Annotated in this window: 19 protein-coding genes; 4 read left to right on the top strand and 15 right to left on the bottom strand. The window is 64.6% G+C overall.

Annotated features, from left to right (window positions below):
- Nucleotides 1–16: 16 nt before the first annotated feature.
- The 14 genes from H578_RS0105720 to H578_RS15900 all read right to left on the bottom strand — a co-directional run bounded on the left by H578_RS0105720 (nucleotide 17) and on the right by H578_RS15900 (nucleotide 13,350).
- Nucleotides 17–1,753, bottom strand: coding sequence for an acetyl/propionyl/methylcrotonyl-CoA carboxylase subunit alpha (locus tag H578_RS0105720; protein ID WP_022872735.1), 1,737 nt, complete (start codon nucleotides 1,751–1,753; stop codon nucleotides 17–19).
- On the bottom strand, nucleotides 1,750–3,402 hold the full coding sequence (locus H578_RS13610) for a 5-oxoprolinase subunit B/C family protein (protein WP_022872734.1): 1,653 nt from the start codon (nucleotides 3,400–3,402) through the stop codon (nucleotides 1,750–1,752). The genes H578_RS0105720 and H578_RS13610 overlap by 4 nt, the downstream gene beginning before the upstream one ends.
- On the bottom strand, nucleotides 3,399–4,535 hold the full coding sequence (locus H578_RS0105710) for a DUF2891 family protein (protein ID WP_022872733.1): 1,137 nt from the start codon (nucleotides 4,533–4,535) through the stop codon (nucleotides 3,399–3,401). The genes H578_RS13610 and H578_RS0105710 overlap by 4 nt, the downstream gene beginning before the upstream one ends.
- Nucleotides 4,532–5,182: a pyroglutamyl-peptidase I gene (locus tag H578_RS13605; RefSeq protein WP_022872732.1), complete on the bottom strand. Its 651-nt coding sequence runs from the start codon at nucleotides 5,180–5,182 to the stop codon at nucleotides 4,532–4,534. The genes H578_RS0105710 and H578_RS13605 overlap by 4 nt, the downstream gene beginning before the upstream one ends.
- 27 nt (nucleotides 5,183–5,209) lie before the next feature.
- A complete protein-coding gene (locus H578_RS13600; protein WP_022872731.1) occupies nucleotides 5,210–6,145 on the bottom strand; it encodes an ABC transporter permease in 936 nt (311 codons plus the stop codon).
- Nucleotides 6,142–7,074: an ABC transporter permease gene (locus H578_RS0105695; protein ID WP_022872730.1), complete on the bottom strand. Its 933-nt coding sequence runs from the start codon at nucleotides 7,072–7,074 to the stop codon at nucleotides 6,142–6,144. Before H578_RS0105695 ends, H578_RS13600 begins: the two co-directional genes overlap by 4 nt.
- A 114-nt stretch (nucleotides 7,075–7,188) precedes the next feature.
- Nucleotides 7,189–8,787: an ABC transporter substrate-binding protein gene (locus tag H578_RS0105690; RefSeq protein ID WP_022872729.1), complete on the bottom strand. Its 1,599-nt coding sequence runs from the start codon at nucleotides 8,785–8,787 to the stop codon at nucleotides 7,189–7,191.
- A 48-nt stretch (nucleotides 8,788–8,835) separates the two neighbouring features.
- Nucleotides 8,836–9,864, bottom strand: coding sequence for an ABC transporter ATP-binding protein (locus tag H578_RS13595; RefSeq protein ID WP_022872728.1), 1,029 nt, complete (start codon nucleotides 9,862–9,864; stop codon nucleotides 8,836–8,838).
- Nucleotides 9,865–9,874: 10 nt separating this feature from the next.
- Nucleotides 9,875–10,903: an ABC transporter ATP-binding protein gene (locus H578_RS13590; protein WP_245554919.1), complete on the bottom strand. Its 1,029-nt coding sequence runs from the start codon at nucleotides 10,901–10,903 to the stop codon at nucleotides 9,875–9,877.
- Nucleotides 10,904–11,231: 328 nt separating this feature from the next.
- Nucleotides 11,232–11,687: a 50S ribosomal protein L9 gene (gene rplI, locus H578_RS0105675; RefSeq protein WP_022872726.1), complete on the bottom strand. Its 456-nt coding sequence runs from the start codon at nucleotides 11,685–11,687 to the stop codon at nucleotides 11,232–11,234.
- A gap of 31 nt (nucleotides 11,688–11,718) precedes the next feature.
- Nucleotides 11,719–11,961, bottom strand: a complete 243-nt coding sequence (gene rpsR, locus H578_RS0105670; protein ID WP_022872725.1) for a 30S ribosomal protein S18 — start codon at nucleotides 11,959–11,961, stop codon at nucleotides 11,719–11,721.
- A gap of 73 nt (nucleotides 11,962–12,034) precedes the next feature.
- Nucleotides 12,035–12,613: a single-stranded DNA-binding protein gene (locus H578_RS0105665; protein WP_022872724.1), complete on the bottom strand. Its 579-nt coding sequence runs from the start codon at nucleotides 12,611–12,613 to the stop codon at nucleotides 12,035–12,037.
- 51 nt (nucleotides 12,614–12,664) lie between these two features.
- Nucleotides 12,665–12,964 carry a 30S ribosomal protein S6 gene (gene rpsF / locus H578_RS0105660; RefSeq protein ID WP_022872723.1) on the bottom strand — a complete coding sequence of 100 codons (300 nt, stop codon included), beginning with the start codon at nucleotides 12,962–12,964 and terminating at the stop codon, nucleotides 12,665–12,667.
- Nucleotides 12,965–13,137: 173 nt separating this feature from the next.
- On the bottom strand, nucleotides 13,138–13,350 hold the full coding sequence (locus H578_RS15900) for a helix-turn-helix domain-containing protein (RefSeq protein WP_245554917.1): 213 nt from the start codon (nucleotides 13,348–13,350) through the stop codon (nucleotides 13,138–13,140).
- Between the two features lie 216 nt (nucleotides 13,351–13,566).
- Between H578_RS15900 and H578_RS0105650 the strand changes: the two genes are divergently transcribed.
- From H578_RS0105650 to H578_RS0105635, 4 genes are all read left to right on the top strand, one after another.
- Nucleotides 13,567–14,580 (top strand): Bug family tripartite tricarboxylate transporter substrate binding protein, encoded by a 1,014-nt coding sequence (locus H578_RS0105650; RefSeq protein ID WP_084709963.1) that lies wholly within the window; start codon nucleotides 13,567–13,569, stop codon nucleotides 14,578–14,580.
- Nucleotides 14,577–15,077 carry a tripartite tricarboxylate transporter TctB family protein gene (locus tag H578_RS0105645; protein WP_084709961.1) on the top strand — a complete coding sequence of 167 codons (501 nt, stop codon included), beginning with the start codon at nucleotides 14,577–14,579 and terminating at the stop codon, nucleotides 15,075–15,077. Before H578_RS0105650 ends, H578_RS0105645 begins: the two co-directional genes overlap by 4 nt.
- Nucleotides 15,078–15,080: 3 nt before the next feature.
- The gene (locus H578_RS0105640) at nucleotides 15,081–16,631 is read left to right on the top strand and encodes a tripartite tricarboxylate transporter permease (protein WP_022872719.1); all 1,551 of its coding nucleotides are present in this window, start codon (nucleotides 15,081–15,083) and stop codon (nucleotides 16,629–16,631) included.
- Nucleotides 16,632–16,714: 83 nt separating this feature from the next.
- The gene (locus H578_RS0105635) at nucleotides 16,715–17,983 is read left to right on the top strand and encodes an ATP-binding protein (RefSeq protein WP_028463982.1); all 1,269 of its coding nucleotides are present in this window, start codon (nucleotides 16,715–16,717) and stop codon (nucleotides 17,981–17,983) included.
- A gap of 164 nt (nucleotides 17,984–18,147) precedes the next feature.
- On the opposite strand, the gene H578_RS0105630 is transcribed toward H578_RS0105635, so the two are convergent.
- Nucleotides 18,148–19,485: a M18 family aminopeptidase gene (locus H578_RS0105630; RefSeq protein WP_022872717.1), complete on the bottom strand. Its 1,338-nt coding sequence runs from the start codon at nucleotides 19,483–19,485 to the stop codon at nucleotides 18,148–18,150.
- Nucleotides 19,486–19,494 lie beyond the last annotated feature (9 nt).

Here is a 19,494-nt window from a genome sequence, read left to right as displayed (position 1 = left end):
GGGAATGCGGAGGTCATCATGCGATATGCCCCAGGGTGGCTCCGCGCTCCACGGCAGCTCCGATCTCCACCTCTGCCCGGTGGAAGGTCCCGGCCCGTGGTGCGGTGACCGTGGATTCCATCTTCATCGTCTCCAGCACCGCCACCGGGGTGCCGGTCTCCACGACGGTGTCGTCCTCAGTCTGCCAGCTGATGAGGGTGCCGGAGAAAGGGGCGGTGACTGTCCCGGCGTCGGGCGCGGGTTCTACAGGTGCCTGGCTACTGGCGGTCCCGAACAGGGAGGTCAACGCACTGGGCAACCCCAGCTGGACGACTCGGCCGTCGATCTCCACCACGGTGCGGCGGATTGCGGTGTCCCGGTGCCGCACCGCGCTGGCTAGATGCTCGGAGGCGGCCAATTCGGCGGCGAAGTCAGTCTCGATCCACCGGGTGTGGACGGTGAAGCTCTCGGCTCCTGCGGCGGCGATGAACGCGGCCGACTCGACCGCTTGCCGGTGGAAGCTCAGCACCGTGGGGATGCCCTCGATCCGTAGTTCGGCCAGGGCACTGCGGGCCCGCTGCAAGGCCTGATCCCGGGTGTCCCCGGTGACGATGAGCTTGGCGAACATCGAATCGAAGGCTGCGGCGACCTCATCCCCGGCGTGCACCCCGGTGTCGATGCGCACGCCGGGACCGGTGGGCATCCGGAACTGTTCGATCCGGCCGGGTGTGGGCAGAAACCCCAGGGCCGGGTCCTCGGCGTTGAGCCGGAACTCGAAGGCGTGCCCGCGGGCCAGAGGATCGGTGGTGAGGCTCAGCGGGAGGCCTTCGGCGATGCGCAGTTGCTCGGCCACCAGGTCCACCCCAGTGGTCTCCTCGGTAACGGGGTGTTCGACCTGCAGCCGGGTGTTGACCTCCAGGAAGCTGAGCAGCCCGTCCCCGGAGAGCAGGTACTCCACGGTGCCGGCGCCGGTGTAGCCGGTGGCGGTGAAGATCGCCCGCGCGGAGGTGTAGATCCGCTCCTGCTGCTCGGCGGTGAGGAAAGGGGCCGGGGCCTCTTCGATGAGTTTCTGGTTGCGCCGTTGCAGAGAACAGTCCCGGGTGCCGACGACGACGACGTTGCCGTGGGTATCGGCGAGCACCTGGGCTTCGACGTGCCGGGGACGGTCCAGGAACCGCTCCACGAAGCACTCCCCTCGGCCGAAGGCCGCCTCTGCCTCCCGGACCGCGGAGGTGAAGGCCTCCTCGATGTCTTCGCTGCGGCGGGCGACCCGCATCCCGCGGCCACCTCCGCCGTGGGCGGCTTTGATCGCCACGGGCAGGCCGTGTTCGGCGGCGAAGGCGCGCACCGCCTGCGCATCGGCGACCGGCCCGTTACTGCCCGGCACCAGGGGAGCGCCGGCCTCTACGGCGATCTGCCGGGCGGTGACCTTATTTCCCAGCTGGGTGATGACCTCCGGAGGGGGACCGATCCAGGTCATGCCGGCCTGCATCACCGCCCGGGCGAAGTCGGCGTTCTCGGAGAGGAACCCGTACCCGGGGTGGACGGCATCGGCGCCGGCGGTGCGGGCTGCGGCGATGAGTTTCTCCGCGTTGAGGTAGGTCTCCGCCGGTGTGCTGCCCTCCAGCGCGACCGCGGTGTCGGCGAGTTCGGTGTGCAAAGCAGCGATGTCCTGGTCGGCGTACACAGCCACGGTCTGGTAACCGGCCACGTGGGCACTGCGGATAATGCGGACCGCGATTTCGCCGCGGTTGGCGATCAGGAGACGTTTCATACATCAGCTTTCGTGGTCGGACTCTGCTCCGCGGGGCGTAGCCAGATGGTGTCCCCCGGGGCCAGCTGGGCGGCGGCGGGGAGGTCCTCATCGACGACGACGCCGATCACCGGGTAGCCACCGGTCACCGGGTGATCGCGGAGGAACACCACCGGCTCACCCGATGGCGGCACCTGCAAGGAGCCGGGCATCACGCCCTCACTGGGTAGTTCGCCCCGGCCGGTGCGGTGCAGACCCCGGCCTCCCGGATCGCCGGGGTCGGGGCTCAGGCGCAATCCCACCCGGTCGGCGGCGGCACTGACGGTCCACCGCTGCTGGGCCAAGCGCTGCTGCTCCGCAGCAGGGAACCAGTCATCCCGCGGGCCGTAGGTAAACCGCAGCACTGTGATGCCCTCCTCAGCGGGCTCCGGCAGGGTGCTGGGTTCTGGGTCCGTGACCGGAGCTACCGCGTCATCGGCGGCACTCAACTGGTCCCCGGGCCGCAGGGGGGCTGGACCCAGTCCGGAGAGCGTGTCGGTGCTGCGGCTGCCGAGGACCTCTTCGGCGGCGAACCCGCCGCGCAGTGCCAGCACCGAACGCAGGCCACGGCGAGGCGGAGCCAGGGTCAGCGTCTCCCCGGCGAGCACAGCGAACGGTGTGCATCGCTGCGGATGGCGCGTGGCGCCGTCGCCGTCGGTGATCTCCAGCTGTGTCTGGGCACCTGTCACCGCGAGCACCGCGGTGGCCTCGGCCTGCAGGGTGATTCCCCCGATGATTTCCAGCACGGCCGCCTCCGGGGCGTTGCCCACCAGCCGGTTGGCTTGTCCAGCGGCGGGTGCATCGGCCACCCCGGAGACGGGTACCCCCCATCCGGTGTACCCCGGCCGTCCGCAGTCCTCGATGAGAGCCTGCAGTCCACAAGCGAGCACCCGCAGCACCGGTGCTGCTGTCGGTTCACCGGCTGGTCCGCCCGTCCCTGGTGCCGGGGTAGGTGGGCGCTGTGTGGTGAGGTGTTCGCGCACCGGCCGGTAGTGGACCCGGTCCCCGGGGGCCACGAGCGCCGGCTTGGTCCGCGTGATGTCCCACATGCTCGCCGCAGTGTGGCCGATGAGCTGCCAGCCGCCCGGGGAGGATCGGGGGTAGACGGCGGAGAACTCCCCACCGAGGGCCACTGACCCCGGCGGTACCGCGGTACGGGGGCTCTGGCGCCGTGGCATGCTTCGGGGTGCTTCCTCAGCCACGGTGTAGGTGAATCCCGGGGCGAAGCCACCGAAGGCGCCCCGCCAGCTCTGCCGACTGTGCCAGTCAATGAGCGCTTGGGGGCTCATGGACAGTTCACCAGCTAAGGGAACTAAGTCTTCACCGTTGTAGACGACCTCGATCGTCACCTCATCGGCTTCTGTCGGCGCATAGGGGGCCGTGGCCGTGGTGGCCAATTGTGTGGCGGCCTGTGCCCGGGCCTCAGGCGAGACGAACCGCAGCAGCACGGTGCGGGCCGCAGCAACAGCGTCCTGCTGGCCGGTCAGCGGATGACGGCTGAGTTGCTGGTGGGCGGCCATGACCTCCTCGAGGCTGCCGAACTCCAACAGGATGCCGCGGGTTCCCGCCGCACGCAGCCCAGCTGCGGTCTCCAGCAGTGTGGTGGCCACCGGGTGTTCTCGGGTTCTCACCCCACCTCCGCTGCAGTCTGGCCGCCTCGGCGCGGGGTGGGCTGACTCCGCTGGGACTGGCTGTCCTCCGGTTGGCTCTTCTCCGGCTGGCCCTTCTCAGGCCGACTCTGATCGATGGCGATGATTCCGAACTGTGGTACCCAGTGGGAGACGTCGTAACCGCCGGAGGAGTGCTGGTCGAAGTCGGGGTGGGCCAGCACCTGGTCCTGAATGAGCCGGACATAGTTCTGCTGCAGCTCAGTGCGGCCGGTGCTGGCTCCCAGGTGCCACAGGGCGTAGGCGCGGCTGAAGGTCAGCCCGTAGGCGTGGACCGTCTGCGGGTCACGGACCGGCTCCACCTGCAGTGCCGCGGGCAGACGCTGCGTGAGGTAGTCGGCAATCTCCCCCGCTGTATGCCCGTGCCCTGCGGCACGGGCTTCTGGTGCGAAGATCTCGGCGATGGCGGCCAGGCGCATCAACGCCGGGGAGAAGAACTCCCGCGGCGGGGAGTCCAACTCGCTCTGCACCGAGAGCACCGCGTCGGTCTCCGGGTCGAAGAGGATCTCAGCGGCCCTCTGCCGCAGCCAGCCGGCCAGCTCAGTGTCACCGGTGTGCCCAGCCCAGTGGTGCAGGCGAATGAGCGCCCAGGTGAGGTTTCCGTGGCTATCGATGAGCACCCGGCGTCGTGCCTCATCCCGGTCCAGTGAGTCGATCAGTGCCCGCAGCCGGGTCTCGGCGAAGGCCGCCAGCGGGGCCAGGTCGTCACGTCCTGCTGTGGTCTGCCGTTCGGCGGCCAGGGCGAGCAGCCAGGCGAAACCGTAGGGGTTCTCCCGGGGTTCCACGGTGCGCATGTACTCAGCCTCGGCGGCCACCGCACCGGGACGGTTCTTGGTCTCAAAGACCTCAACGAACCGCGTCTGACCGGTCTGTCGGGTCAGGATGTGCAAGCACAGGGCGGCGTGAACAGCCGAGTGCCAGTCGAAGGAGCCGTCAAAGAGCGTGCTGCCGGCGTCGAGTTCGTCGTGCTGGAGGTAGGAGTGCTCCACCGGGGGGATCAGCCGGCTCAGCAGCCGGTTGCGCTGCTGACCGAAGGGGTCACCTGCTGTGTGGTTTTCGCCGACGACGCCGGCAGCGGCAGGGATCTGGGCACTCACCAGGCGGCCCCCGAACCTGAGGCGGGGTGGGCGGCGGACTCCGGGTCGCTGAGGGTTTCTAAGCACACCCGAATCGCAGTGGTGAGATCCGCCTGGCTCCAGCTGGGAAGGTTGCCGTGCCGTACGGCGAGGTCGTGGGAGGCCGGCACGTGGATGAACCCACAGGGCCCGGTGTTACCGGTCTGCTGGAAGCTGCGCAGCCCCCGGTACATCACGTGGTTGCACAGGTAGAGCCCCGCGGTGTTGGAGATCTCCGCGGGCAGCTGGGCTTGCCGCAGTCGGGCGACCATCCCACCGATCGGCAGGCGGGAGAAGATCCCGTCGGGACCGGTGGGGTCGATCTTCTCCCCGGCGGGGACCCGACCGGTGTTGTCCGCCGGACCGTCATTGCAGTTGACTGCGATGCGTTCGGGGGTGATGTGCTGCCGTCCGGCTGCTAATCCAACCGACACGAGGGCCTCCGGTTGGATGTTCTCCAGGTGTTCTTCCAGCCGCTGGCCGCTGGTGCTGTAGTCCACCGGCAGCACGCGCGCGACGACGTCGTAGTCGCCGATGCGCGTACCGTCGAGTTCTTCAGCGATCACCGCGGTGGGGTTGGTGGGGTAGTCGAGGAACGGCTCGAAGCCGGTCAGCAGCACAGTGGGCACGGGACTTCTTTCGTTCAGGTGGTTCTCTCAGGCTTTGATGTTGGGGTCCAGGCGGTCGCGTAGCCAGTCACCGAGGAGGTTGAACCCCAGTACGGTCAGCATGATCGCCACACCTGGGAAAACGGCGGTCCACCAGGCGGAGTCGATGTAGTTGCGACTATCGGAGAGCATCCCGCCCCAGGAGGGGATCGTGGGGTCCACCCCCAGCCCGAGGAAGGTCAGGGATGCCTCCAGCAGGATGAACTCGGCGGTGAAGAGAGTGGCCAGCACCAGCACGGAAGAGAACACGTTGGGGAAGATGTGCCGCAGCACGATGCGCAGCCCGGTGGAGCCGGAGGCTTTGGCCGCTTCGACGTATTCGAGTTGTTTCAGCGCCACAACTTGTCCGCGGACGATGCGGGCGAAGCCGACCCAATAGGTGATGCCCAGCAGGACGACGATCACCCAGATCCCCCCGCCGAGCACGCTCATGATGATGATGGCGAAGAGGATGAAGGGAAAGGCCAACTGCACATCGGCGGCCCGCATGATGAAGTCATCGAACCACTTGCCGACGTAGCCGGCGATGAGCCCGAGGATGGTGCCCAGCACTGCGGCGATGAGCACTCCGAAGATCCCGACCTGCAGGGAGATCCGGGCTCCGTAGATGATCCGGCTGAGCAAATCCCGGCCCAGCGGGTCACCGCCGAGCAGGTAGCGGGATTCGCCGGTCTCATCGGCGAAGATCGGGTCGGCGAGGCGTTCGCCGAGGCTGGCTTCGGTGGGGTTGTAGGGAGCGATCCACGGGGCGAAGACCGCGCAGATGACCACCGTGCCCACCAGGATCATGCCGAGCACTCCCGAGGGGTTCTTGCGGATGAACCGCCAGAATCCTCCGGCACGGAGTCGTTGGCGGGCCGGCACCTCGGTGCCGGTGCTATCTTTGAGGTCCTCGGTTCCGGGGACGGTCTGCTGAAGACTCATGAGTCGCTCCCTCCGGCTTTGATGCGGGGGTTGAGGATGCTGTAGCTGAGGTCGACCAGCAGGTTGACCGCCACGGTGATGAGAGCCAGGACGATGACCCCGCCCTGGACCACTGGGTAGTCGCGGGCGTTGATCGCGTCAATAATCATCCGTCCCAGTCCCGGCCAGGAGAAGACTTGCTCGATGATGACGGTTCCGGCCAGCAGTCCGCCGAACTGCACACCCATGAAGGTCACCGTGGGGATGAGTGCGTTGCGCAGCCCGTGCCGGAAGATGACCACCCAGCTGCGCAGGCCTTTGGAGTGCGCGGTGGCGATGTACTGCTGGTTGAGCACCTCGAGCATGGAGGAGCGCACCAGACGGGAAAGGATCCCGGAGAGGATCAGCCCCAGGGTGATCGCCGGTAAGACGAAATGCTGCGGGGTGCCGTAACCGGAGGCGGGGAACCAGCCGAGCATGACCGCGAAGATGAGGATGAGCATGATGCCCAGCCAGAAGTTGGGGAAGGAGATCCCGATCAGGGAGAACATCCGGCCGCCGAAGTCCAGCACGGTGCCGCGTTTGACCGCGGAGACGATGCCCACGGGGAAGGCGATGAGGATCGCTACCGCCATGCCGGCGGCGGCCAGCAGTGTGGTGGGGCCGATGGTGGCGGCGACCATGGAGCTCACTGATTGTCCGGTGCGGAAGGAGGTGCCCAGGTCGAAGGTGATGAGGTCGCGCAGAAAGATCCCGTACTGGACCCAGATGGGCTGGTCGAGTCCGAGTTCTGCGGTGAGGTTGTCAATCGCCTGCTGACTGGGCTCTCCGGCGGCGAACATCACGGCGACGGGGTCACCGGTGAGCCGGATGGAGAAGAAGATCAGCAGGGAGATGACGAAGACCACGATCACGGCGTGGAAGAGGCGCCGAAGGATGAACTTCGCCACAGGGTCTACCCCCTCTTGGGAACGGCTGGCGGGTCAGGTGCAGTGAGTGGACTTTCCAGGCGGGGCAGGCCGGTGTGCCGGTGCCCCGCCTGGAAAGTGCCTGATGTGCGGGCTTTAGTCGACGGTGACGTCTTCGAGCTGCAGGCGGTCATCGTGCGGGGACTGCCAGTTCTGCACCCGCTCGTTGATGGCGTACAGGTAGACGTCGGCATAAAGCGGCGCATCCGGGTTCAGTTCCTGCAGCACCTCGGTGAGCTCGTGGAAGATTTCCTCGCGCTCCTCTTCGGAGACGGACTCCCGCTGGGCGTCGAGCAGTTCCTGGACCTGGTCGTCAGCGAAGCTCGGGTTGTAGAACTCGCCTTCGGAGTAAAGCAGCCACGCGGTGTTGTGGAAGTCCAGGGTCCAGCCGCCCCATCCGAACCAGTGGATGTGACCGGCGTCGCCGGCGGGCACCAGCTCGGTGTTCAGGGTGTTCTGCTCGGCGGATTCGATGTTCACACTCAGACCCACGTCTTCTAAGAAGTAGGCGATGGCCTGTACGGCTTCCTGGGCGTTGCCGTCGTCACCGGGGACGTAGAGGTCGAGTTCTTCGCCTTCGACGCCGGCTTCTTCGATGAGTTCACGGGCCCGGTCCGGGTCGTAGGGGTAGGGTTCCAGATCCGGGTTGAACCCGAAGGACAGCTCGGACTGGAAGCTGGCCACCGGCACACCGTAGCCATCGCGGAGGTCGTCGATGAGGGCGTTGCGGTCGATGGCGTAGTTGATTGCTTCGCGCACCCGCGGGTCGTCGACGGGTTCACGGTCCACATCGAAGCGCAGGGCCCGCACCGTGGGGGTTTCGACTTCGTCGAGCTCGAGCAGGTCGTGGTCTTCCACGGTGCCGATCTGGCTGATCTCGACTTCCTTCATCACATCGATGCCACCGGTCTGCAGTTCGGCCAGGCGGGTGGAGGCCTCGGGGATGATCCGGAAGGTGACCGTGTCCAGCTCGGGAATGCGGTCCTCGTCCCAGTAGTTCTCGTTGCGTTCCAGGACTGTCTGGTTATCCCGGCTGTACTCGGTGACTTCGAAGGGGCCGGTGCCCACCGGGTTCTCACTGAAGTGCTCGGGGCCGTGTTCTTCCATGTACTCCGGGGGCACGATCACCCCGCCGTATCCGGAGAGGTTGGTCAGCAGCACCGGGTCGGGGGTGTTGAGGTGGAAGATGACGGTGTAGTCATCGACGACTTCGACTTCCTCAATGGCGGTGTAGTTCTCCTGCTGGGGTCCCTGGGCACCTTCTTCGCCGAGGAGGCGGTCGAAGGTGTAGGCCACAGCGTCGGCGTTGAACGGCTCACCGTTGTGGAACTCGACGCCTTCGCGCAGCTGGAACTCCAGGGTGGTGTCGTCGTGGTACTCCCAGTCCTCGGCCAGGCCGGGCTGCAGCTCCAGGTCGAGGTCCCGGTGGACGAGGCCTTCGAAGACTGAGGTCGCCTGAGTGCTCCATGCCAGAGCGAAGGTGGCGATGGGGTCCCAGTCCTGGACATCGAGCGGCACGCCGATGACCAGGTCGTTGTCACGACCGTCGACTTCGGCCTCGGCCTCGTCGATGTCTTCTCCGCCGTCAGCGGATCCGTTGCCGCCGTCGTCGCCGTTTCCGCAAGCGGACAGGGCCAGGGTCCCGGCCATGCCCAGCGCCAGCAGGCGCCAGAGCGGGGTGTGTTTCTCCGACATGGGGTTTCTCCTCTGGTGTGTTCTCAAGGTGATCGAGTGGTGGGGTTTTCACACGGCGGTGGGTTGCTGTTGCCCCGCCTGTGGGTCGTCGGCCGGATAGAGGTGGCAGGCCACCTGGCGTCCTTCCCGGCTGATGAGTTCGGGCACGATCTCAGTGCAGTCGCTAAAGGCCGCCGGGCACCGGGGGTTGAAGGGGCAGCCCGCCGGGGGGTTGGCCGGGGAGGGCACATCTCCCTGCAGCACGATCCGTTGTTTGGTGCTGCCGGGGACGGTACGGGGGATCGCTGAAAGCAATGCTTGGGCGTAGGGGTGCATCGGCTTGGCGTAGAGGTCCTTCTTCTCAGCGACCTCGACGAGCTTGCCCAGGTACATCACTCCAATGCGGTCGCAGAAGTGCTTGACCACGCTGAGGTCGTGGGAGATGAAGACGAAGGAGAATCCGTACTCCTTCTGCAGGCTCTTCATGAGGTTGAGCACCTGGGCTTGGATGGAGACGTCCAGTGCGGAGACCGGCTCGTCAGCGATGATGAGCTTTGGCTCGGAGGCCAGGGCCCGGGCGATGCCGATCCGCTGGCGCTGCCCACCGCTGAACTCGTGGGGGAAACGCTCCATGTGGTTCTCCCCGAGTCCGACTTGCTCCAGAATCTCCCGGGCCCGCTGACGGGCCTCTTTGCGGCTGGCGCAGATCCGGAAGTTCATCAGGGGCTCTTCGACGATCTGCCGTACCCGCATGCGGGGGTTCAGGGAGGCGAAGGGGTCCTGGAAGACGATCTGGATATCTTTGCGCAGCATCCGCATCTCCCCGGCGCTGATCTGGGCGATATCCCGGCCCTGGTAGATGACTTCCCCACCGGTGGGTTCCAGCAGACGCAGCAGCATCCGCCCGGTGGTGGATTTCCCGCAGCCGGATTCCCCGACGATGCCGAGAGATTCGCCCGGATAGACGTCAAAAGAGACACCGTCCACGGCTTTGACGGACTGCTTCTGGCCACCGAAGAGCGTGCTCTTCTTGATGGGGAAGTGCTTCTGGAGGTTGCGCACTTGCAGCAGCGGCTCAGCAGTGGTGGTGGTCGTCATCGTGGGCTCCTCACGCCGCGGTGTGCTCGGGGTGGTGCTGGGCGACGACCTCGGGGTCGTAGAGCCAGCATTTGGCGGCGGATGTGTCATTGACGCGGATCTCCGGGGGTGTGTTCTCCCGGCAGTAGTCGAAGGCTTGGGGGCAGCGGGAGGCGAACCGGCATCCGGTGCCCATGGACTGCGGGGTGGGGACCGTGCCCGGAATGGAGGGCAGCACGTCGACTTCGGTGTCGATGTCCGGGATGGATTCCAACAGCCCCCGGGTGTAGGGGTGTTTGGGTTCGGCGAAGAGCTCTTCGACGCGGGCGCGCTCGACGATTTCCCCGGCGTACATGACGACGACGTCGTCACAGGTCTCTGCCACCACGCCGAGGTCATGGGTGATGAGGATGATCGACATCCCCAGTTCGGCTTGTAGCCGCTTCATCAGTTCGAGGATCTGCGCCTGAATGGTGACGTCCAGGGCGGTGGTGGGTTCATCGGCGATGAGCAGAGTGGGCTCATTGGCCAGTGCCAGGGCGATCATGACGCGCTGGCGCATTCCACCGGAGAGCTGGTGGGGATAGTCGTCAACGACCTCCTCAGCCCGGGGGATGCCCACTAGCTTGAGCATCTCAATGGCGCGCTTCCGGGCCTCGGCGCGGGAGACATCTTGGTGGTTGCGCACCATCTCCACGATTTGCGCACCGACCCGGTAGGAGGGATTCAGGGAGGTCATGGGCTCCTGGAAGATCATGGCCATCTCTTTGCCGCGCAGCCGACGTCGGCGGTCTGTGGACAGCGTGGTCAGTTCCTCACCGTTGAGGCGGATACTTCCGGAGGCGAGCTTGAGGTTCTTGGGCAACTGGCCCATGACGGTCAGGGAGGTCAGGCTTTTGCCGGAGCCGGATTCGCCGACCACGCCCAGGGTCCGGCCGGCGGGCACAGTGAAGGAGATGCCGTTGACGATGGTGACGTCGCGTTTCTCCTCCGGGATGGCGACTTCGAGGTTCTCGACCACGAGCAGATCACCGGTGGGTGCCTGGTTCGATGAGCTCAACAGCACATCCCCTCATACGGTGCGGTGTACACGGTGCGTGACGTGCTCGCGGGGAGCTCGCCAGTTGTTCAACAAAATCTTGTTCAACAAAATGTACCGGGCGACTGTTTCACGGGTGTTACGTGTCACGCCTGAAGGCAGCGTTGAAGGCGGTGGATCGGTTCACTGACCGGCGATGATGCTTTCTGAGGCTCTTTTCATCCCTAGAAGTGACTCCCGTCACATCGTGGCAGGGATGCGGGAGGGTTTGGGGTCCTCGGAAGACGCGAAAGGGCCCCGAGGAGTGTGTACTCCTCAGGGCCCTTGAGCGCTCAGTGTGGGCTGGGGCTTAGCTGCCGGCCGGCACCACGTTGAGGTCCAGGCTTGCGGTGACGTCGCTGTGCAGCTTCACCGTGGCGGTGTAGCTACCCACGGCCTTGATCCGCTCGGGGATCTCGACAGTGCGCTTGTCGATGGAGCCCAGGCCTTCGGCCTCGACGGCCTCGGCGATCTGGGCCGGGCCGACGGTGCCGAAGAGGCGGCCGGACTCGCCGGTCTTCACGCTGACGGTCACGGGCTTGGACTGTAGCTTCTCGGCGATCTGCTGGGCTTCTTCGATCGTGGCGATCTCGCGGGCTTTGCGGGCCGCGCGGATGCGCTCGACGTCTTTTTCTCCGCCCTTGGTCCAGGTCATCGCGTAGCCACGCGGCAGCAGGTAGTTGCGCGCGTAGCCGTCTTTGACCTCGACGACGTCGCCGGGGGCACCGAGACCGGTCACTTCCTGAGTCAGGATGAGCTTTGCCATATCAGTGGTTCCTTTCCTTCCTCAGTGTGGATCAGCCGCGACCGGCGCCGGAGTAGGGCAGCAGGGCCATCTCGCGGGCGTTCTTGATGGCCTGGGCGATCTTGCGCTGCTCCTGCACGGAGACTCCGGTGACCCGGCGGGCGCGGATCTTGCCGCGGTCGGAGATGAACTTCCGCAGCAGCGCCGTGTCCTTGTAGTCGATGTGGGTGATGTCCGCAGCCTTCAGCGGGTTCGCTTTGGGCTTGGGCTTCTTGGTGATGTCAGGCTTTGCCATCGTGGTGCTCCTCTTTCATCTGGAGCCCGCGCACGCGGGTGCGCGGGATGGGGATCAATGGTCGGTGAGTCTCTTAGAACGGAGGCTCGTCGTTGTTCGGGGTGTCCCAGCCGCCGCCGGAGGAGGGCTGACCGCCCCAGGGGTCGGGCTGCTGTCCCTGGCCGCCACCGGGGTTACTACCCCAGCCGCCGCCCTGCTGCGCTCCGCCGCCGAAGGAGTCTCCCCCTCCGCCGAAGCCTCCGCCTTGCTGGGGGCCGCCACCGAAGCCGCCGCCTCCGCCGCCACTGCGACCCTGGCGGTTGACCTGGGCCGTGGCGAAACGCAGGGAGGGGCCGATCTCGTCGACATCGAGTTCCCAGGAGGTCCGGTTGTTGCCTTCTTTGTCCTGGAAGCTGCGTGCCTTCAACCGCCCCTGGGCGATGACCCGAGTGCCCTTGGTCAGGGATTCGGCGGCGTTCTCCGCGGCTTCCCGCCACAGCGAGCAGCGCACGAACAGCGTTTCGCCGTCCTTGAATTCATTGGCCTGACGGTCGAAGTACCGTGGGGTGGATGCGATGACGAAGTTGCTCACTGCTGCACCGGAGGGTGTGAAGCGCAGCTCCGGGTCCGCGGTGAGGTTCCCGACGACGGTGATGATGGTTTCGTTGGCCATAGTGGTGTACCTAGTTTCTTTCTGTTCGTGTACCTAGATGTGGTGGGCCTATCAGGCCACCCGCATTTCTTCGGGACGGGTGATCTTGGTGCGCATGATTGTCTCGTTCAGGCGCAGCAGTCGGTCCAGCTCCTTGGCGGAGTCCGGTGTGGAGTGGAAGTCGACGACGGCGTAGATGCCTTCAGACTTCTTGTCGATCTCGTAGGCGAGCTGACGACGTCCCCAGACGTCGATGTTGTCCACGGAGCCGCCTTCTTTCTTCACCAGCTCCATGTACTTGCCGAGAGTCGGCTCAACGGTGCGCTCGTCCACCTCGGGGTCGACGATCACCATCAGTTCGTAGTGACGCATGAATGAACCCACCTCCTCTGGTCTTGCGGTCACGGGCTTTCCGTAACAGGAGGTTCTACTGCGTACGTGCGCTCAAGTGCGCACAACTCGCCTATCTTACGGCTTCAGCCCCAAGACCGCCAACCAGTGGTAGTGGGCCCCTCAAGCGTGTCAGCAGAAGGGCTGTTCGAACACTATCGGGTGTACTCGTGGGGAGACCCAGGGGTGAGCAACTCGAGGGGGTCAAGTCCGAGACGCTCAGCAATCGATTCCACGGATTGCAAGGTGAGGTTACGTTCACCGCGCTCGACCCCTCCCATATAGGTGCGGTGTACGTCGAGGACCTCTGCGAAGGCTTCCTGAGAGAGCCCACGCTCCAGACGATATCGGCGGAGGTTTGCCCCCACTCGTCTTTGCAGGTCTCCCTTTGCCACGCATTCAACAATGAGAGTCTGCTACTCGAAGATCTACACACTCATAAGTAGCAACGGGTGTGAATCTCGCTAACTGTCTTCCCTCACCCAAGTTCTGCACCTTGAGAGACGCACTGAGTTGCTACTTTTCAATCTACACACTTATAAGTAGCATGTGAGCGGAATCACTATCTGTCGAAGGGGACAACGATGAACGTACGCACGACTTCTCTAGGCATACTCTCGATCGCCGCAATGGGCGCGGTGGCCGCCTGTGGGACTGGAGGGGCCGATGACGCCGATTGGCCGGAGGACCCGGTACAGTTCGTCATTCCCACTGCTGCCGGAGGCGCACTGGACACGGTCTTCCGCGAAGTGCAGCCCTACGTCGAAGAGGAGTTGGGGCAACCACTGGAAGTGGAGTATCGCGAAGGCGGACAGTTCACCGTCGGAACCACGTATGTCGCGCAAAACGGCGGTGACTGTGAACCGTTCATGATCCACGCTATCCCGGACGTGATCTTCTCCTACCTGACTCGCACCGTGGAATACACCTACGACGACTTCGAGCCACTGGCCGGATTCACCATCGAACCCTCCGCCTTGTGGGTGGCCGACGGTGCGCCCTGGCAGACGATCGAGGAGTTCATCGAGGAGGCTCAACAGCGTCCCGGTGAGCTACGGGTGAGCGTATCCAACCTAACCAACGCCAACTACATCGCGCTGCTGAGGCTCCAGGAGGAGACCGGCGCAGAGTTCAATATTGTCTCCTACGACGGCGGCGGACCCGCCCGGAATGCCCTCGTCGCCGGAGAAGTCGAAGCCACGATGGCCGGGGTCTTCTCCGGTCAGACCATCGCCGAGGACGCCCACCCCCTCGGTGTTTTCCAAGAGGAGAACCAGTGGGGAGACCTCACTCATGATGCCCCCACCGTCAACGACGCCCTCGGTCTGAATCTCGACGAAAGCGCCGAACGATACGGCTTCCTGGTAGCGAACGAGTGCCGCCAAGAACATCCTGAGCGCTTCGAGACCCTAACTGGCGCCGTCGAACGCGCCGTAGAGAACGAGGATTACCGGGCCATGCTCGAAGAGAACGGAGAACTCGACAAGCTGGCCTATGAAACCTCAGAGGAGTTCGACGCCTACATCCTGGACGAGATCGACATCATCACCGAGATGATCGACGAGAATCCAGAGCTCTTCGGGGTCGAGGCCCCATGAGCGAGCCGGCACAGATGACACACCCGCCGGTGGTCTCCCAGCGTTCCTGGCTGCGACTGGCGCTGTTGATATCGGTTCCTGCCTCTGTTGGGGTCTACGCTGTGGCGTTTCATTTCAGCGTCGCCGACCTCGGACTCGATTCGCGGGCCTATCCGCAGGGCATCATCGCCGTACTGCTGGTTCTTCTTCTGAGCCAAGCGATCACCGAGATGGTGCGGTGGTGGAAAACCCCCGATACAACCACCTTCTCCACACTCTGGCGCCCGTGGCACCGCACCGCACTAGCTGCTTTGTGTACTGCCGTGTTCCTCTGGGGCATCGGCACCATCGGTTTCTACGAGTCCTTGGCACTCTACGGACTCGTGCTGCTTCCTGTACTAGGTGTCCGGCGACCGCTGACGGTGATCGCTTTCAACGTAGGTTTGATCGCCGGGGTTTACCTTCTCTTCGATCTAGTGCTCAATGTGCGGCTGCCCGGCGGATTGGTGGTGGGGTGAGCTATGGAGAGCATTCTTGCAGGAGCGGAACTCCTTCTTCAGCCCGAAGCGCTGAGTTGGCTTGTCCTCGGACTGCTCATCGGGTTCCTCGTCGGCGCGATTCCCGGGGTCGGGGCCCCTAACGCGGCCGCACTGCTCCTGCCCTTCGCCGTGGGATTGGCTGTAGAGAGTTCGCTGCTTCTGATCTGCGGGCTCTATGCCGGCGCGCTCTTCGCTTCTGCGATTCCGGCGATCCTCGTCAACGCCCCTGGCGAGCCGGGTTCCGGGGCCACTGCCCTCGACGGGTATCCACTGGCCATGCAGGGACAGGCCGAACGAGCCATCGGTATCGCCCGCATGGCCTCGGTTATCGGCGGAGTGCTCGCCGGGCTAGTAGTTCTGATGGTCATCGGCCCGCTGGGAAACCTAGCCTTGCGCTTCGGTGCCGCCGAGATCTTCATCGTCGCGCTTTTCGGACTGACCGTGATTGCAGTAACCGTTGGGGATGACATCCGCAAAGGACTCATCTCAGCAGGTCTGGGGCTGCTGATCGCCAGTATGGCTGCGAACCCCTACACCGGCGAGCCTCGGTTCACCATGGGCTTTCCCGAACTCTATGGAGAGGTGCCTTTCGTTCCGGCTGTCATCGGGATCTTCGGTGTCGCTCAAATGCTCATGATCGCCAGCCAGGATCGCCTCGGTGGGACCCGGGCCTCCGGAGCCGTGGGGAACGCCGAGCGCACTCTGCTCTCCGGGCTGTCGGCGGCCCTGCGGGAAGTCGGTGCGGGCATCGCTGCCACGTTCCGCTACCCGATCACTTTGCTGCGCTCCTCGGGTCTTGGCCTGCTCATCGGCATCGTGCCGGGCATGGGGACCTCGACGGCGAACTTCGTTAGCTATGGAGTGGCCAAACAGTTCTCCAAGCAACCCAAGACCTTTGGCAAGGGAAACCCTGAAGGGATTGTCGCTTCCGAATCCTGTGACAACGCGGTGGGTAACGGGTCTTTAATTCCCACCCTGGCCCTGGGCATCCCGGGCAGTGCCACCATGGCAATTGTTCTCGCCGCGCTGTATCTCCATGGCATCCAGCCCGGGCCACGACTCATCGACAACGAGGCGCCCCTGGTCTACGCCTTGGTTCTCGCGCTCATTCTCTGCAGTCTGCTGATCCTTCCCATCGGCGCCGTCCTGGCTGCTCCGATGGCGTTGGTAACCCGGGTTCGCCCACCCTTTCTCGTGCCGGCAGTCCTGGTCTGCTGCATCGTTGGCACGTACAGCTTCCGCAACTCTATGTTCGACGTCGGACTCATGTTGATTTTCGGCGTTCTAAGCTTCGTCATGCAGCGGCTCGGATACCCGATCGTTCCGCTGGTGCTTGGACTAGTACTTGGACCCATCGCCGAGGAAAGCATGCTCCGAGCCCTGCAGTTGGGTAACTACGAACTGTCCTACTTCTTTTCCTCCGGTATCTCCCAAATCCTGTGGGCGGGTCTCTTGGTGACCCTCGTGTTGAGCACTATCCGTAGCATTCGAACCACCCGACAGAGACGTCTCACTGAGGCTGAGGTGTCGTAGGAAGGCTCCATAGCCTGACAGATGGAAGGATAGAAATCCGACAAACGGTAGAGTTGGAGTCCGGCAGACAGTAGAATAGGGGAATGGAGTACCGACGGAGAGTGGTCGACGACGTCCTCGATGAGGTATTTCCATACCTCCCCGCAGTAGCCCTGGAGGGCGCTAAGGGAGTCGGGAAAACTCTCACCGGGCTTCAACGCGCCGCCTCCGTCTTCTCCCTAGACGACGAGCGGACTCAATTCGCCGTGAAGAACTATCCAGCCCAGATCACCGAAGCTGATTCCCCTGTATTGATCGATGAGTGGCAGCTGGTTCCCACGGTCTGGGACCAGGTACGCCGGGCCGTGGACAAAAACCCCACCGCCGGCGGCACCTTCCTTCTCACCGGATCTGCCGATGTGCCGTCCCACGCCCGCATCCACTCCGGTGCCGGTCGGATCATCAGCCTCACCATGCGTCCGCTCTCCATAGCTGAACGGGGCATCGAAGAACCGGTGGTCTCCTTGAAGGAGCTCCTCAACGGAACCCAACCGGCCATTTCGGGAACAACACACGTCGACCTTCCCACCTATGTGGACGAAATCCTACGCTCCGGATTCCCCGGAATCCGAGACCTTCCCCCGCGGGCGCGCAGGCTCCAGCTGGACGGCTACGTGCGCCGTATCGTCTCCCGGGAACTGCCGGAGAACGGCGTTCACGTACGCAAGCCACACACCCTGCAGCGGTGGCTGGAGGCCTACGCCGCCGCCGTCTCGACGAACCTCAGCTACACCAAGTTGATGCATGCAGCGACCGCTGGGGAGGATGACAAACCAGCCAAAGAGACCACCCTGAGCTACCGGGACCACTTAGCCCGCATCTTCGTCCTAGAACCGCTCAATGCTTGGCTGCCCACATTCTCCCCCTTGAAGCGGCTGACCGAAGCACCCAAGCACCACCTCGTGGACCCGTCCCTAGCGGCACAGCTCGCCGGTATTGATGACAAGGGACTACTGCGTGGCGAAGGTCCCGCCACCCACGTCGAGACGTGGCTGGGAGCTCTCTTCGAATCACTGGTCACCCAGTCAGTGCGGGTCTATGCCGAAGCCGCTGAAGCCAGCGTGCACCACATGCGCACCCGCGGCGGGGAACGCGAAATCGACCTCATCATTGAGCGACCGGATCACTCAGTCCTCGCCATCGAAGTGAAACTGTCCCACGAAGTTCAGAATGAAGACGTCAAGCACCTCAACTGGTTGGACCACCAACTGGGAGATCGTCTGCTGGACCGGGTGATAGTCACCACGGGGCCGACCGCATACCGCCGAGATGACGGGGTGGCCGTAGTGCCCTTGAGTCTGCTGGGACCCTAACCGGACGGGGACCGGAACTGCACGAGCACACCACCACCCCATTCCTCACCCCCACCACTCGACAAACGGTAGAGTTGGCGTCCGACAAATGGTCGGGTAGGAACCCGGCAAACGGTCGGCCACACAGAGAGGGTGGCTCCACCGCGGCGGAGCCGCTGTTCCGCTTAGGCGGACCCAGTGGTGAAGAACTCAGCGACAGTGGCGGTGAGGTAGCCGACGTCGTCGACTCCACACATCTCCCGGGCCGAATGCATACTCAGCAAAGGGATCCCCACATCCACCGTCCGGATCCCCAGCCGCGTGGCCGTCAACGGGCCGATCGTCGAACCACAGGGAATGTCGTTATGCGAGACGAACTCCTGGGTGGGCACCCCCGCTGCCCGGCACACCCGCTGCCAGAGGGCGGCCCCTGCGGCGTCAGTGGTGTACCGCTGATTGGCGTTGATCTTCAACAACGGTCCGCGGTTGGGCAACGGACGGTTCGCCGGATCGTGACGCTCCGGGTAGTTGGGGTGAACCGCATGTCCGGCATCGGAGGAGAGGTGCCAGGAAGCCGCCAGGGCCCGTGCCTTCGCCCCGGCAGTAGCCCCGAGCCCCTCATAGATCCGCTCGAGGACTTCTGCCAAGAAGGGTCCGGCCGCACCAGAGCGGGAGGCCGAGCCGAGCTCTTCGTGATCGAAAGCGCCCAGCATGGGGATCACCGCACCAGAGTCAGCCTCTGCGGCCACCTGCTCCAATGCGGCGATACCGGCGAAGACCGAAGAGAGGTTATCCAGCCGGCCCGCGGCGAAGAACTCGTTGTCGGGACCAAACCGTGCCGGGGCCTGGGCGTCAGCGACCACCAGATCGTATCCGTCAATGTCGGCCGGGCTGATACCGGCGGATTCTGCGACCACGGCGAGGACATCACCGTCGCCGCTGTCCACACTGAGCACCGGAGCGGTGTGCTGTTGGCGGCCCAGCTTCAGCCCGTCATTGACCTGACGGTCCAGGTGGATCGCCAACTGTGGGATGCGGGCCACCGGCGCAGTGGCCGCCAGGTGCGTGGCGCCGTCGCGGGTGACGATCCGGCCGGCCAGGCGAAGCTCCCGATCCAGCCAGGAGTTCAGCAGCGGTCCGCCGTAGATCTCGGTGCCGACCTGCACCCATCCGTGCTTGAGCAGAGTCGGTTTAGGTTTGAGCTTGAACCCCGGTGAGTCGGTGTGGGCCCCCAGCAGGCGCACCGGGGTGGTTGAGGTGGCACCCTGCGGCAGGATCCAGGCCAGTACGGCACCGTCCCGGACCACGGTGTACCGCCCGGGCTCGGTAGGCCAGTCGGCGTCCTCGGCCAGTTCGGTAAACCCAGCGGCGCTGAGCCGATCGGCGGCAACCCGCGCCGCATGATACGACGACGGCGAAGCGGCAATATAGTCACCGAGCTGCCCGATCAGGACATCGGTGCTCAGGGTCTCGGTGCTCGGCGGTGTCTGGGCTGGTACGTCACGACGGTGTGGTTCGCTCATGACATCAGG

It is taken from the genome of Nesterenkonia alba DSM 19423, assembly GCF_000421745.1.
GTDB lineage: Bacteria > Actinomycetota > Actinomycetes > Actinomycetales > Micrococcaceae > Nesterenkonia > Nesterenkonia alba.
The sequence above is the reverse complement of the archived record's forward strand: the minus strand, read 5'-3'. Positions and strand labels throughout refer to the sequence as shown.